The organism is Micromonospora fluostatini (genome assembly GCF_050410825.1).
GTDB lineage: Bacteria > Actinomycetota > Actinomycetes > Mycobacteriales > Micromonosporaceae > Micromonospora > Micromonospora rosaria.
This window is the reverse complement of the sequence record NZ_CP191251.1, coordinates 3,075,189-3,088,850: the sequence shown is the minus strand read 5'-3', so window position 1 is coordinate 3,088,850 and position 13,662 is coordinate 3,075,189. Positions and strand designations below refer to the sequence as shown.

Below are 13,662 nucleotides of genomic sequence, written 5' to 3'. Positions count from 1 at the left end.
CGAGGGGGGTGATCGATGCCTCTCGCCGTCGGTACAGCCACCCCGACCCTGGTGGCGTCGACGTGGTCCCCACCGCCGCCGTTCCAGGTCGGCACGATGCGCGCCGTCTGGCTCGACCCGCTGGGGCAGCGGTTCGAGCTGAGCGGTCCGCACGAGCTGCACGGCTGGCTCACCACCCGGGACATCGCCGGGTGGGGGGCCGGCCCGCGCACGTACGTGACGGACCCGCAGGCCACCGGCGGGGTGTCGGTGCGGTTCATCCGCACCGAGCCCCGCCGCATCACCTGGCCGCTGCACGTGTACGGGGACACCCACGAGGAGTTCCTGGGCCGGTGGCGGCGGCTGATGTCCGCGTTCCTGCTGACCGCCCAGGTGGGCCGTCCCGGGATCCTGCGTATCGCCCGCCCCAGCGGCGAGGAGCGCGAGATCGAGGCCTTCTACGAGGAGGGCTTCGAGGGCAACGCCGGCGAGAACTGGGTCAGCGCCAACCCGGTGCTGACCTTGTTCTGCCCCGACGGCTTCTGGCGCGCGCCGGAGCCCGTCGAGGTGCCGTGGGGGTACCGGGCGGAGCCGGGCGGCCCGTTCCTGCACCCGTTCATCACCGTCTCGTCGGGGCGGTCCCTCGGCAGCGCCGAGGTCCTCAACCCCGGTGACGTGGACGCCTGGCCCGTCTGGGAGATCGCCGGTCCGGCGTCGCTGATCACGATCACCAACAACACCCTCGGCCTGAGCTTCGGGATCACCTACCCGCTCGGCGCCGGAGGGGTGGTCACCGTCGACACCACCCCGTCGCGCCCGCGTGTGCGCGGGCCCGCCGGCCAGAACCTGTTCGGCGCCCTGAACTGGCCCGCCGTCGAGCTGTGGCCACTGGCGCGCGGACTCAACGACCTGACCATCTCGATCTCCGGCGCCGGCGACACCACCGGCGTGCGGATGACGTACCGACCGCGCTTCGAGGCAGCCTGATGGCGATCCCCACCCGTACCCGCATCCAGGTGCTGGTCACCGACGCCGAGTGCAACCTGCTCGGCGACCCGGTGAACCGCTGGAGCACCGTCGACTGCACCCTGCGGCACAACGCGGTCGGCTCCGGCCACGTGACGATGCCGGCCTGGCCGGAGTTCCGGGAACTGGTCGACGCCGGCCGCCGGATGGTGGTGGTACGCAACGGCGAGGTGTTCATCGCCGGCCCGATCGAGCAGACGCTCGTGGAGCAGTCCGACGACGGCGAGAACTCCGGCGTCGGGAAGCTGACCGTGGATTTCGCCGATGACCTGGTCCACGTCGGCAACCGCATCACCTACGCCGACCCGGCGCTGACCCCCGAGGCGCAGACCACCGACGAGTGGGTGTTCTCCGGCAACGCCGAGCAGGCACTGCGCCAGCTGGTGCACCTCAACGTCGGCGCCGGCGCGCGCCTGGAACGCCGGGCCCCGCGGCTGGTGTTGGGCGCGGTCACCGGGGTCGGGTCGACGGTGTCGGTGCGTACCGGCCTGGAGCCGCTGCTGGAGGTGCTGCGCTCCACCGCGCTGGCCGGCGGCGACCTGGGTTTCCGCACCCGCTACGACATCACCGCCCGGCAGATCTACTTCGAGGTGTTCGCGCCCCGGGACCTGTCCGACTCGGTGCGCTTCGGCTTCGGCCTGAACAACCTGCGCTACCTGTCCTACGGCCGGGAGGCGCCGACGGCCACCACCACGCTGGTCGGCGGCCAGGGCGAGCCGGGCGCCGACCGGGCACTGATCACCCGCACGAACACCACCGCCGAGACGGCGTGGGGCCGGGTCGAGGTGCACGTGGCCCGCTCCGGCCAGGACCCGGTCGAGGACCTGCAGGCCGCCGGCGACGAGGCGCTGGCCGAGGGCGGCGAGACCGCCCGGCTGCAGACCTCGGCGTTCGACAGCCCCGACCAGCGTTTCCCCGACCACTACCGCCTGGGCGACCGGGTGTCCGTGCAGGTCGGCCCCGGCGAGGCCGTCACCGACCTGGTCCGTGTGGTGCACCTGCAGGCCTGGGACACCGCCGGGGAGCTGGTCTCGGCGACCGTCGGCACGCAGGAGGCCACCACCAACTCGGCCTGGGTGCGGCAGTTGCGCGGCGTGGACCGGCGGCTGAGCCGCCTGGAGCGGCGCTCCCTGGTCGCCCCGTCCTGAGAGGAGCAGCGTGGTCTCCTTCAGCTACCCCAACCCGGACTACAACGACGGCGAGGTCGTCGAGGGCGAGTACGAGCGGCTGATGGCGCCGCTGACCCCCGACGGGCTCATCGGGCATCCCTCCGACGACCCGCCGGTGTTCACCAACGGGGTCGGCACCCGCGTCGTGCGGATCATCCGCTCGCGGCGGGCCTACGTGCGGGGCTTCATCTACGACTCGGGCGGCACCGACCTGGAGGTCACCCTCGCGGCGAACACCTCCGGCACCACCCGGGTCGACCTCGTGGTGCTACGCCTGGACCGCAGCACCTGGCGGGTCCGCGAGGCCGTCATCACGGGCACCCCCGGGCAGGGCGCGCCGAGTCCGCTGGACACCAGCGCCTACTTCGACTTCCCGCTGGCGGCGGTGACGGTCGCGCACAACGCCAGCACGCTGGCGGCGGGCGCGACGAAGCTGCTGGCCTGGTACGTCCGCTCCGACGGGCAGATCCTGTGCACCGGCGACACCCGGCCCCCGCACGACCAGGGCCGCATCGTCTACGAGACGACGACGAACCGGTGGCTGCTGTCGACCGGTACCCGGTGGCGGGTGCAGTCCGAGGACACCGACTGGGAGTCCCTGCCGCTGGCCACCGGCTGGTCGGCCACGATCAACAACCTGCGCCGGGTCGACGGGGTCGCCTACCTGCTGGCCTCCCCGCAGCGCACCGGCGGCAACATCGGCACCGGCCCGGTGACGCTGGGCAACCTGCCCACCGGCTACCACTGCAGCCGGGTGTTCGAGGGGCTGGTCAACGCCCCGTCCTCCGGCGACGGGCGCATCGTCGTCAACCCGTCCGGCCTCGTGCAGCTCGTCCTCTACCACGGGCTCGAGAAGAACCGGTTCGTCAACATCCATCCGCTGAGCTGGCCGGTCGGCTGACCGGTCGGCCCGGCGTCGCTCGCCTGGAGTCCGCGTGGCGCGTTACCTCTTCGGCGGAGGCATCGCCGACTGGACGTTCGTCCCCACCACCCTCGAGGAGACCGCCAACCTGGCCCAGCTGGCCGGCGGCATCGAGATCACCCTGTGGTCGGCGCCCGAGGGCGGCACCCGCTACACCGACCTGCTGGACATGGACACCGAACCGGTGACGGCGGTGATCACCAGCAGCGGCGGCGACGGCCAGGCCGTCGGCCAGATCCCCCAGTTCTGGGGACCCGACGGCGTGGCGGTCCTGTGGGCCTCCGCCGGCGGCGGACCCCGGGCCGCGATGCGCACCCTCGATCTGCCGGCGCACCTGCACGACGCGGCGGACATCGCGACCGGCGTGCTGGACCCGGCCCGGTTGCCCGCCGGCGGCGGCACCGGCATCGGCGACCCGGGCGTGCTGTGGGTGGCCGCCGCCGACGCGCCGCCGGAGTTCGCCGTCGCGCAGTACGTGTGCGACGGCGTCGACGACCAGGTGGAGATCCAAGCGGCGATCGACGCCGCCGCCGGCCGGCTGGTGCGCCTGTCCCCGGGCGGCTTCGAGCTGTCGGCGCCGGTGACCCTGGTCGGCAGCGGCGACCTGATGACTCCGGTGGAGCGCACGCTCGCCGGCTACGGGGCCGCCGTCACCACCCTCACCGTCGGGACTGGGGTGAGCGCGGCGATCCAGTTGAGCGCCGGCGTGACTCCGCACCTGGGGCACTTCCGGATCGTGATCGACGGCGCCAGCCACGGCATTTCCTCGGTGTCGACGGGCGGCGACCCCGGGTTCGTGGGCGGCACCTTCGCCAGCCTGCGGGTGGAGGGTAGTTACGAACCGACGCAGACCGGCTGGGGCCTGCACCTGCAGGGCCCCGACCGGTCCCGGCTGGTCGACCTGTACGTCACCGGTGTCGGCAACGGCATCCGGCTGGTGAGCACCGGCGCGTGCGGGCACCTGCTGCTGGATCGCATCCACTCCGACGTGGTGTCCGACAACGGTACGGCCCTGGCCCTGGAGGCCACCGGCGCCAACACCCGCCTCACCCAGGTCCGGGTCAGCTCGTTCGACGCGGCGGGGGACGGGACGGGGACGACGGGTGTGCTCATCCGGGGCGCATCCGGCGGCACGGTCACCCACTCGACGGTGCGCAACGCCACCGTCGAGTGGTTCGACCGGATCGTCACGGTCCAGTCCGGCTACGACAACTACGTCGAGGTCGGGTACGCGGAGCTGCGCAGCGCCAGCGGCCTGTCAGCGGTCTACTGCGACGCCAATGCCTGGGGCAACACGGTCAACCTCGGATTTTGGTATGTGCCGCTGTCGGCGGTGCTCATGAACGACGCGAGCACCGTGGCCCCGTCGGCGCCCAACCGCATCGGCCGTGCCTCGCTGCTCAGCGAGATCGGCACGTCGGTCACCTACTCGCCGAACCCGGCGCGCACCACGCTGCTCGGAGAGGTGACCGACCGGGGCACGGGCACCTCGGCCACCGTGATGCGCAGCCCGCTGGGCCGCTACCCGCACGCCGTGGTGCTGCTGGGCAACACGGGCACGTCGACGATCACCATCGACGGGTCCCGGGGCTCGCACTGGCGGATGCAGGCCACCGGCAACTTCACCCTGGCCAACCCGACCAACCTGATCGACGGCCAGATGATCTACCTGGACATCACCCAGGACGCCACCGGCAGCCGAACGATGACCCTCGGGTCCAAGTTCCGGTTCTCCACCACCAACCCCAACGCGACGCTGACCACCACCGGTGGCCGGCGCGACAAGCTCGCCTGGCAGTACAACGCCGGCGACGACCGCCTCGACCTCATCTACATCATCAGGGGGATCTCGTGAGCTTCCACACCGTTCCGCTGGAGTACGCGCTGCGCGCTCTGGACGCCACGCCCGGCGACATGATTCGGGTCAAGGTCCAGTCCAGCCTGGACCCCAACCGCTTCTCCCGCGTCGAGTGGGAGCGCGACATCGTCGACATCTACATCCGGGGCGCGATCGCCCTGGCCTGGAACCACAACGAGCCGGGCGGCTACCACCTGCGGATGACCACCTCTGCGGAGCGCAACTTCTTCGCCGCGCTGAACAACCCGACCCCGCCGCTGGGCGGCGGCTCCGAGGAGACGCCGGCGTCGGACGACGACGAGCAGTCGGCGGCCTGAGCGGCGAGGGGACGACGATGACCCGGGCTCCGGCGAACCTGATGGCGGTGCGCAGCCTGCTGTTGACGCACCTCAACACCGACCGGGCCCGGGTCCGCGACGCCGACCTGGAGCCGGCGGAGGTCGGCATCGTCGGCGACGCGGCCCACCGGGGCGGCTACCACTGCGGGTCCAACCGCGTGGTCAACGGCGACTACTCGGTGGTCGAGTCGTCGCGCGACCGGGCCGGCCTCACCCTGGACGCCTCCGCCCTCGACGTCGGCGACTTCACCGTCACCGTCGGCGGCAAGACCCACACCCTGCACACGTTCAGCGTGTGGCTGGCGGGGCAGTGCGCCGCCGGCGCGGCCGACACCCGCGACATCCGGGAGATCATCTACTCCCCGGACGGTCGGGTGGTGAAGCGCTGGGACCGCCTCGGCCGGCGCTCCAGCGGCGACCGCTCCCACCTGTGGCACACCCACATCAGCTTCTTTCGCGACGCCACCAAGGCCGGCCGCGACCAGACGCCGGTGTTCCGCCGGTACCTGACCACCATCGGCCTGATCAAGCCGACCTCCCAGGAGGATGACATGCCCACTGCCGCCGAGGTCGCCAAGTACCTGATGGAGCAGTACAAGACCCCGGACGGGCGCACCCTGGCCGGCAGCCTCGACGCGCTGCTCAAGGCCGCCGGCGACAACGCGCTCGGCCGGCAGGTCACCCGATCGGACACCGTCCCGGCGGCCCGACCGCCGCACCACAACAGCGACTACGGCGACCCGGCGAACCCCAAGGTGGGCAACAAGGAGTGGACCGTCGGGTACACACTGCAGACCATCGCCGAGACCGCGCGGGCCACTCGCGCCCAGGTCGCCGAGGTGCTGGCGATGATCGCCCAGCTCACCGGCCGGGACCCGGTGGACGAGCCGGCAATCGTCGCCGGCGTGCTCGCCGGACTGTCCCCGCAGGCCATCGCCGCCGCGATCCCCACCGACCTGGCCCGCCAGGTCGCCGACGAGCTGGGGCGGCGGTTCACCGCCACCCCGACGCAGCAGTAGCCGGCGTGCAGGCGATCGTCGTCACCGGCCGCCACCGCCCCCACGAGGTGATGCTTCTGGTGCTCTCGGCCATCCTGGGAGCCCTGTTCGTCGCCGGCGCGCACCCGCCCACCACCGTGCAGCAGCTCGTCGACCCGTGGGTGCTGTGGGCGTGGTACCTGCTGCTGCTCGGGTCGGGCCTGCTCGGCCTGGCCTCGATCGCCCTGCCGACCACGCACCGCGCGCTGACCCTGGAGCTGGCCGCCATGTACGGCCAGACCGCCGCCCCGCTGATCTACGGGGTGGCGCTGGCCTCCACCGGGTCGGCGGCGGTCGGGTTCGCCGCGGGATTCTGCCTGGCCTGGGCCGCAGCCTCGGCCTGGCGGGGCTGGCAGGTGTGGCGGAGCATCCGCGCGCTGCGGCAGGCAGGTGACCGGCAGTGAGCGGGGAGCTGTGGGCGCTGCTCGCCGCGGCGGTCGGCGGCGGAGGGCTGGCCGGCGTGGTGGGCACCCTGATCACCAGCGTGTTCAGCCGGCCCAAGGTCCGGGCCGACGCGGTGGCGCTGCTCACCGACAGCGCGCTCAAGCAGGTCAACGAGTTGCAGGAACGCACCGCCGAGGCGGAGAGGGAGGCGACCGCCGCCCGCAACGACCTCCTGGCGGCCCGTCAGCAGATCCGGGAGCTGACCGTCGACATCGACCGGGCGATGATCACGCTGCGCACGTGGCGCACCGCGATCCTGTCGCCCGACATGACGTTGGAGCAGCTGCGGGTGCTGGTGCTCGCCGACCACGGGGACAGCCCCAACGGTAGGCGCCCGTAGGGCTCACCGGTCGCCAGCTGACCGCCGGCCGGCCCCGGGCCCGAAGTACGGGGCGACCTTCGTCTCGTCGTGCGGGGGCCACCGCCGCACGTCACCGCACTGTCCGCACGTCCACGTCCGGTGGATCCCGTCGACCGCGCAACTGCACGGCTGGGTCCCCACCGCCGCGCCGACCTTGTCGAGCCGGTGGCCCTGGCCGCAGGCGCAGGGCCGCACCTCGACCACGACCACCGCACCGGCGGCGTCCACGCCCCGGTGCGCGGCCCGGCCGCAGTGCGGGCAGGCCGGCACCAGCGTGCCGGCGCGCGGGCGGACCTCGCCGTGCTCGGGGCAGTAGTGCCCGCCGACACGGATCCGCACCTCACCCCAGTTCACCTGTCGCACCGTACCCGCCGCCCGGGCGGCGCCCGCCTTCAAGGGAGAACCCTGTGATCAAGAAGTTTCTCGTCGCGGTCGCCGGCGCGGTCGCGGTCGCGGTCGCCGGCGCGCTGACCGACAACCAGGTCACCACCGTCGAGGCGGTGCAGGTCGTCATCGCCGTCGCCACGGCCGCCCAGGTCTGGGTGACCACCAACGTGCCGACGCTCACCTGGGCGAAGACGGTCACCGCAGTCCTGCTCGGTGTCACCAACGTTCTGGTCGGAGTGATCGCCGACGGCATCAGCGCCGCCGACGTCGCCGTCCTGATCGTGGCCGCCTTCACCGCCGCCGGCGTCTACGCCGTCCCGAACGGCTCCACCCACCGGCCGGCGCCGCCTGCCCAGCCGGCCATTTGATCTAGGCTTCTGAGGACCAGGGTGGCCCTGCGCCGCCCGCGCCCGTCCGCGTATCGGTGCGCCGACGTGGCCAAGGCGTTTCGTCACGCAGGACAGAGCGCCCCGCCCCTTCCCGGCTTCGGCCGGGAAGGGGCGGGGCGCCATTTTTGTGTCCCGCTCGCGCGCCGGTCGGCAGAACCCCCGCGCGCCCAGGCCTACTCGCCTGGCTTGTCGCGGACCGCGATGATCTCCCGGGTCGGGTCGTTGGGGTCCTGAACGCGGATGACCCGTGCGGGGTCGAGCAACTCACCGGCGTCGACCATCTGCTGAATCCGCTGCTCGCGCAGCGCCTCCGAACCGCCGGCGGTCTCCTCGGCGTGGCGCTCCAACTCGCCGGCCGTGGCCGCGGTGACGCCGTCGGCGATGAGCGGCGCGGCCTCCTGCGGCAGGTACCCAAGGTCGGCCCAGGCGGTGGCATCCTCGGGCGCCACGCCGGCCTCCATCCACTCCCGGGCGATCCGGTAGGTGCGGAACCGGTTCGGCTGGTACGACTCCCAGTAGCGGCCGAGGTCACGCAGCCTGCTCATCGGACTCTCCTCGATCGGGCAGTGGGCGGTAGAAGTTAGCTGGCGTAGCGGACCTGCTGACCACGGCTGCGGGCGGCGTCGGACCAACCGAGGTACTTCTGGTTCCGGCACTTCTGGGCGTACGCCTCCAGCTCAGGCCGGAGAAGCTCCCACAGCCGCGCCTGGTTGGCAGCGCACTCGTCCAGACGGTTGTCCTGACCAGGCCGCGGTTCCGGCATGTGCGCGTTGGCCACCTCGTAGGTGGCGTTGCCGAGCGGGCCGAAGACTCCACCGATCCCGTCGATCGCGATCCGCAGGTCGAACTCCGGGGTACTAAGGCCGCTGGTGGCGCGGGCGCGGGCGATCACGGTGGCGGCAGTCTGGTGCAGATCCATGTGGTTCTTCCCCGAGCTCTCGACACGGCCCTGATGACATCGATAATGCTACGGACACCAGCCCCTGGCGCGAAGCACCCCGCCCTCCCGTCGCTCAGGAGGGCGGGGCGCTTTCTTGTGTTCTACGACAGGCGCCAGCGGTGCGCGCTTCCCGGCTCGTCGACCCACACCTCGTGCGCGCCGTCGGCGGTGACGGTCAGGCCGAGCCGGTCGTGGGCCGGCCGGCCGGCGGCCTCCCACCGGCGGCACCAGGTGACGACCGCGTCCCAGATCCGGCGCGGGCCGCCCTGCGCCACCGTGACCCCGGAGGTCAGGTTCTCCACCCGGGCCCACGACCCGGTCGCGGAGTCGACCAGGCAGTGGATCTCCCCGTCGTCGGGCAGCATCGTGCACGAGCTCACCGACGGCTCGCCGAGCTGCCAGAAGAACTCCGAGTCGCGGGCCGTGAGCAACTCGACATCCTCAGGGCGGGCCGGCGCGCCCGGCATCGGGTCGTCCGTGCACCGGGCCACCATCTCGCCGCTGGTCGGCCCCGTCGGCCCGTCGGCCGGACGCGCCTCGATGAAGGCGGCCACCTGCGGCAGGAACCTGCCTTCGCCGGACCCGTCCGCCTCGACGGCCAGGGCCACCACCCCGTAGGAGAGGTTGGCCAGCACGATCCCGCCGGGGCGGGTCTGCGCGAGCCAGGCCGTCGGCACCCGCCGCACCGAGCAGGTGGCGATCACCCGGTCGTAGGGGGATCGCACCGGCCAGCCGCCCAGGCCGTCGGCGGCGACAACCGTGGGGGCGAAGCCGGTCTCGGCCAGCGCGGTGATCGCGTCGTCGACCAAGGTCGGGTCGATGTCGACGCTGGTGACGTGCTCGTCGCCGACGATGGCGCACAGCAGCGCCGCGTTGTACCCGGTGCCCGTGCCGATCTCGAGGACGTCCATGCCGGGGCGCAGGCGCAGGGCCTCCAGCATCACCGCCATCACCCCGGGCTGGGTGGAGGAGCTGGTAGGGATACCGGTGGGGGAGACCTGGGTGACGATGGCCTCGTCGCTGTAGACGGCCTCCAGGTACGAGCGGCGGTGGGCCGGGTCGGTGGCGACGAGCATCTCGCCCATCCGTCCCCGCTGGTCGACCCGGTACACGGCCGGGGCGTAGTGGTGACGGTCGACGACGGCCAGGGCGGCGGCCACCGACGGGTCGCTCAGCATCGCCGACCGGCTCAGGTGGCCGACCAGGTCCAGGCGCAGGCGGCGGTGTTCGGTGGTGACGGTCATCAGGTCTCCAGGGTGTCGGCGATGGCGGCGGTGATGGGCAGGTCGGTCTCGCTTTCGATCCAGGCCCACTGGCCGCCGGGGTTCACCTCCAAGAACACGTACTCGCCCTCGGGGGTGACGATCAGGTCGATGGCGGCGAACACCAGTCGCAGTTCCCGGGTGAACGCCAGCAGGTCATCCCGCACCCGCGCGGGCAGTTCGACGGGCTGGTAGGTAAGGCTGTCGTAGTCGGTGCGCCAGTCGATGCGCGCGGCGTCGGAGTGCGCGTCGATGCGGGCGGCGAGGACTTTCGCGCCGGCGATGGTGACCCGCAGCTCGTAGGCCTTGGCGATACGGCGCTGGAACAGGTGGGCGGTGCCGGCCACCGCGTCGGTGATCTCGCCGGCGTCGACCGGGGTGGTGGCCAGCGCCATGGTCTGCCCGGTGTCCCGGTCGATGTACGAGTGCGTGTGCAGCGGCTTGTAGATCACCCCCGCGTCGGCGTGGACGCCCGCGAACTCCCGCGCCCGCTGCGGGTCGTTGGTGATGACGGTCGGCGGCACCGTCATCCCGAGGCGCGCGGCGACGGCGAGCTGGCGGGGCTTGAACTCGGCCGCCGTCATCGCGTGCGGGTCGTTCACCCATCGCGCGTGCGGCAGCGCGAACAGCAGGCCGCCGAGGCCGAGGCGCGCCTCCTGCTCGGCCCACCGCCGTTCGAGGGGGTCCATCTCGGCCGGCAGGTCGAACGGGCCGGGCCGCCGGAAGTAGACGTGGGTGATGTCAGCGAGCACCGTGCGGCGGTACGGGTCCGCGAGCGTTCCCGACCACTGACCGTGGCCGTCGATGTCGGCGGCCACGGTCAGCTGTGCCGGGAAGTCGGCGGTGTCGACCCGGTGCACGGGCACCCCTCGCCGGTGCAGTTCGGTGATGACCAGGTCGCTGGTCACGTCGAGCGGCTGGGTGAGGACCAGGATCGCCACCGTCGCCCTCCCTCCGGTCAGTCGGTGCGGGTTTCCTCGTCGTCGTCCTGGAAGTGCGAGTGGTCGTACCGGGTCTTCTCCCGGGTCTTGATGGTCTGCGACGACCGGCCGGCCCAGATGGTGCCGTCGGCGCCGACCAGGGTCTGGGTGGCCGGGTCATAGAACGCCCCGGTCAGGTCCAGCGGCGCGCCGTTGTCGACGGGCCGCGAGAGGGACAGCCCGAACGGCCGGGCCGTGGTGGTCGACCCCCGCTCCGTGTCGAACGGTCGCAGCGGCAGCGCGGTACGCTGCGGTACGAGCGTGCTCATAGCGTCACCTTTCATGATCGAAGAGTGACGGCCGATTGGCCGCACGACCAGCATCGATGGCTCCGGGAAGGGAGTCGAGGTGTTGTCCGATGCCAACCCTTGCGCAACACCTGCAACACGCTTCGGTGACGAGGTCCACCGCAGACGCACCATGAAAGGGTGGGGCCTACGCCGCCTCGCCCAGGCCGCGCACTGCGACCCGGGACACCTCAGCCGCATCGAGCGGGGCCTACGCCACCCCTCGGCCACCCTGGCGAAGGCGCTCGACACCGCACTGCGGGCGCAGGGCCACCTGGAGGCTCTGGCCAGGAAAGGGGACGAGGAGATGCGACGCAGATCCCTACTGGTGGGGGTCTCCACGATGACCGCCGCGCTGCTGACCCCCGTGCCGGCCGCCGGCGACGCCCTCGCGGCGCTCGACGCCGTCCTGGTGGACCCTCTCGACGAGTCACCGGCTGGCGTGCCGGCGCTGCGCGCCTCGCTGCAGGCCGGCCGCCGGGAGTTCCGCGCCGTCCGGTACCAGGAGCTGGCCCAGCGGCTGCCCAGCCTCGTACGGGCCGGCGAGGCGGTACGCCACCAGGCGCGACAGTCCGAGACCGCGGTGGCCGACGACCTGCTGGCCGGGGCGTACGGACTCGCGGCCGAGCTGTCGATCAAGCTCCACGAGGAGGGCCTGGCCTGGACCATGGCCGACCGCGCGGTGCGCGCCGCCCGCAGCAGCGGACACCCCCGCACCGTCGCGTCGGCCCAGCGCGTGCTGGCGATCGCGCTGCGCCGCTCCGGCCACCGCACCCAGGCTCAGCACGCCGTCATCACCGCCGCGCACCGCCTGCGCGACGACACCGACCTCACCCACCCCCGTGACGCGTCCCAGTACGCCTCCCTGCTGGCCACCGCCGCGTACACGGCCGCCCAGACCGACCGCCGCGACGACGCCTGGGCCTACGTCACGGAAGCGCAGGACGCACTGACCCGCGCCGGCGGACCGTCGGGCTTCACCCTCAACGACCTGACCCTCTACCGGGTAGGGATCGCCCGGGCGCTCGGCGACTACGGCCAGGCCGTGGACCACGTCCGTCAGGTCCGGATCGACGCCCTCGGTGGCGTCGAGCGGCGCGTCCGCTTCTGGGAGGACGCCGCCCTGTCGCTGATGGGGCGCGGCCGGCCCGACGAGGCCTGGGCCGCGCTGCAGAACGCCCGTGCCACCGCACCTCAGGAGGTGCTCTACCGCCCGTGGGCCCGCCGGCTGACCGCCGACCTGCTCGACTCCCGGGTACGCCTGCCCGGCCTCCCGGAGTTCGCCGCCCAGGTCGGCGTCACCCACTGATCCGGCCGTCACCGGGCCGGCCGCCGGGCAGGAGCCGACCGACCTCGTCGCTGCCCATCCACTCCCGCCACTCCGACGCGGAGTACAACTTCCCGCAACCCAGCTCCCCGGCGCACTCCCGGTACCCGTCGGGCAGCACCACGATCTGCGAGCGCACGTCGCAGCGTTGGCACGGCACCCCGAGCACCGGCAGCGGCCGGGGGTCGTGCTCACCCAGCGCGGCGCGCAGCGCGCCGGCCAGCGACCGCACCTCCCCGGCCAGGTCGGCCACCGCCGGGAACCGCTCCACAAGCGGCTGCAGCCGGTCGCGCAGCCAGGACACCATTGACGCGACGTCGTCGTCCGGCAGGGGCGAACCCCGCCACAGGGTGTCGCGCACGTCGCGGCACCACGACCGCAGCACCGAAGCCACGCTGACTCGCCCCACCTGGTCGCCGGCCGGCACGAGCACCAGCTCGCCGGCCGCGTTGACGACCGGCAGCCGACGGGTGCGACTCTCCCACTCGTCGCGGGCCTGCGGCGCCCCGTCCACCCAGACCGTCCGGCGCACCAGCACCTGCTCCTGCCGCACCGTCAGGGCCGGCACGAAGCTGTCGCGCACCGCTCCGCCGCGCGCCGGCGCGGTGAGGTCGATCGTGTGCAGCGGGGCGGGCGTGGACCGCTCCCGGCTGCCGCTGACCGGTGCGTCCTGCCCGGCGGCGCGCACCGGGCCGGCTCCGCCGAGGGCGGACAGGGGGTCGGCGCGGCGGCGCTCCCCGGTCATCCGCCCCTGCTGATCCACGACGGCGTACCAGCGGTCGTTGACGGGTGCCTGCTCCGGCGCCCGCAGGCGTTCGTGCAGCTCCGCCACCGCCACCAGGAGCCGGTCGAGGCGGGCGGGGCAGCCCTCGCACACCAGAAGGTGGTCGGTGAGGCGGGGAGCGTCGTGCGGGCGCAGGGCGGGGCACAGGACGCAGGTGTGCTCGGTCATAACT

Annotated in this window: 17 protein-coding genes; 10 read left to right on the top strand and 7 right to left on the bottom strand. The window is 72.9% G+C overall.

Annotated elements, in window-relative coordinates:
• Nucleotides 1-15: 15 nt before the first annotated feature.
• From ACQUFX_RS13070 to ACQUFX_RS13035, 8 genes are read left to right on the top strand one after another with little or no spacing between them, the layout of a single operon-like run.
• A complete protein-coding gene (locus ACQUFX_RS13070; RefSeq protein ID WP_428966298.1) occupies nucleotides 16-966 on the top strand; it encodes a phage distal tail protein in 951 nt (316 codons plus the stop codon).
• The gene (locus tag ACQUFX_RS13065; protein WP_428966297.1) at nucleotides 966-2,153 is read left to right on the top strand and encodes a siphovirus ReqiPepy6 Gp37-like family protein; all 1,188 of its coding nucleotides are present in this window, start codon (nucleotides 966-968) and stop codon (nucleotides 2,151-2,153) included. Before ACQUFX_RS13070 ends, ACQUFX_RS13065 begins: the two co-directional genes overlap by 1 nt.
• A 10-nt stretch (nucleotides 2,154-2,163) precedes the next feature.
• Entirely contained in the window at nucleotides 2,164-3,075 is a 912-nt protein-coding gene (locus tag ACQUFX_RS13060) for a hypothetical protein (RefSeq protein ID WP_428966296.1), read from the top strand.
• Between the two features lie 34 nt (nucleotides 3,076-3,109).
• Entirely contained in the window at nucleotides 3,110-4,951 is a 1,842-nt protein-coding gene (locus tag ACQUFX_RS13055) for a hypothetical protein (RefSeq protein ID WP_428966295.1), read from the top strand.
• The gene (locus tag ACQUFX_RS13050; RefSeq protein ID WP_428966294.1) at nucleotides 4,948-5,271 is read left to right on the top strand and encodes a hypothetical protein; all 324 of its coding nucleotides are present in this window, start codon (nucleotides 4,948-4,950) and stop codon (nucleotides 5,269-5,271) included. Before ACQUFX_RS13055 ends, ACQUFX_RS13050 begins: the two co-directional genes overlap by 4 nt.
• Nucleotides 5,272-5,288: 17 nt before the next feature.
• Entirely contained in the window at nucleotides 5,289-6,311 is a 1,023-nt protein-coding gene (locus ACQUFX_RS13045; protein WP_428966293.1) for a hypothetical protein, read from the top strand.
• Between the two features lie 5 nt (nucleotides 6,312-6,316).
• Entirely contained in the window at nucleotides 6,317-6,733 is a 417-nt protein-coding gene (locus ACQUFX_RS13040; RefSeq protein ID WP_428966292.1) for a hypothetical protein, read from the top strand.
• Complete coding sequence (locus ACQUFX_RS13035; RefSeq protein ID WP_428966291.1) at nucleotides 6,730-7,113, top strand: hypothetical protein; 384 nt, start codon at nucleotides 6,730-6,732, stop codon at nucleotides 7,111-7,113. The genes ACQUFX_RS13040 and ACQUFX_RS13035 overlap by 4 nt, the downstream gene beginning before the upstream one ends.
• A gap of 3 nt (nucleotides 7,114-7,116) precedes the next feature.
• On the opposite strand, the gene ACQUFX_RS13030 is transcribed toward ACQUFX_RS13035, so the two are convergent.
• The gene (locus ACQUFX_RS13030) at nucleotides 7,117-7,488 is read right to left on the bottom strand and encodes a hypothetical protein (RefSeq protein ID WP_428966290.1); all 372 of its coding nucleotides are present in this window, start codon (nucleotides 7,486-7,488) and stop codon (nucleotides 7,117-7,119) included.
• A gap of 53 nt (nucleotides 7,489-7,541) precedes the next feature.
• Here ACQUFX_RS13030 and ACQUFX_RS13025 point away from each other — a divergent pair, with 53 nt between their 5' ends.
• Nucleotides 7,542-7,889 (top strand): hypothetical protein, encoded by a 348-nt coding sequence (locus ACQUFX_RS13025; RefSeq protein ID WP_428966289.1) that lies wholly within the window; start codon nucleotides 7,542-7,544, stop codon nucleotides 7,887-7,889.
• Between the two features lie 194 nt (nucleotides 7,890-8,083).
• Here ACQUFX_RS13025 and ACQUFX_RS13020 read toward each other — a convergent pair whose 3' ends face one another.
• The 5 genes from ACQUFX_RS13020 to tgmA all read right to left on the bottom strand — a co-directional run bounded on the left by ACQUFX_RS13020 (nucleotide 8,084) and on the right by tgmA (nucleotide 11,361).
• Complete coding sequence (locus tag ACQUFX_RS13020; protein ID WP_428966288.1) at nucleotides 8,084-8,455, bottom strand: hypothetical protein; 372 nt, start codon at nucleotides 8,453-8,455, stop codon at nucleotides 8,084-8,086.
• A gap of 35 nt (nucleotides 8,456-8,490) precedes the next feature.
• Nucleotides 8,491-8,829: a hypothetical protein gene (locus ACQUFX_RS13015; RefSeq protein WP_428966287.1), complete on the bottom strand. Its 339-nt coding sequence runs from the start codon at nucleotides 8,827-8,829 to the stop codon at nucleotides 8,491-8,493.
• Between the two features lie 122 nt (nucleotides 8,830-8,951).
• Nucleotides 8,952-10,094 carry a methyltransferase domain-containing protein gene (locus ACQUFX_RS13010; protein ID WP_428966286.1) on the bottom strand — a complete coding sequence of 381 codons (1,143 nt, stop codon included), beginning with the start codon at nucleotides 10,092-10,094 and terminating at the stop codon, nucleotides 8,952-8,954.
• On the bottom strand, nucleotides 10,094-11,053 hold the full coding sequence (gene tgmB, locus ACQUFX_RS13005; protein WP_428966285.1) for an ATP-grasp ribosomal peptide maturase: 960 nt from the start codon (nucleotides 11,051-11,053) through the stop codon (nucleotides 10,094-10,096). Before tgmB ends, ACQUFX_RS13010 begins: the two co-directional genes overlap by 1 nt.
• Before the next feature lie 17 nt (nucleotides 11,054-11,070).
• Nucleotides 11,071-11,361, bottom strand: coding sequence for a putative ATP-grasp-modified RiPP (gene tgmA / locus ACQUFX_RS13000; protein ID WP_428966284.1), 291 nt, complete (start codon nucleotides 11,359-11,361; stop codon nucleotides 11,071-11,073).
• A gap of 79 nt (nucleotides 11,362-11,440) precedes the next feature.
• On the opposite strand from tgmA, the gene ACQUFX_RS12995 reads away from it, so the two are divergent.
• On the top strand, nucleotides 11,441-12,688 hold the full coding sequence (locus ACQUFX_RS12995; protein ID WP_428966283.1) for a helix-turn-helix domain-containing protein: 1,248 nt from the start codon (nucleotides 11,441-11,443) through the stop codon (nucleotides 12,686-12,688).
• Here the strand turns inward: ACQUFX_RS12995 and ACQUFX_RS12990 are convergent.
• Complete coding sequence (locus ACQUFX_RS12990; protein WP_428966282.1) at nucleotides 12,678-13,658, bottom strand: hypothetical protein; 981 nt, start codon at nucleotides 13,656-13,658, stop codon at nucleotides 12,678-12,680. The genes ACQUFX_RS12995 and ACQUFX_RS12990 overlap by 11 nt on opposite strands.
• Between the last annotated feature and the right edge of the window lie 4 nt (nucleotides 13,659-13,662).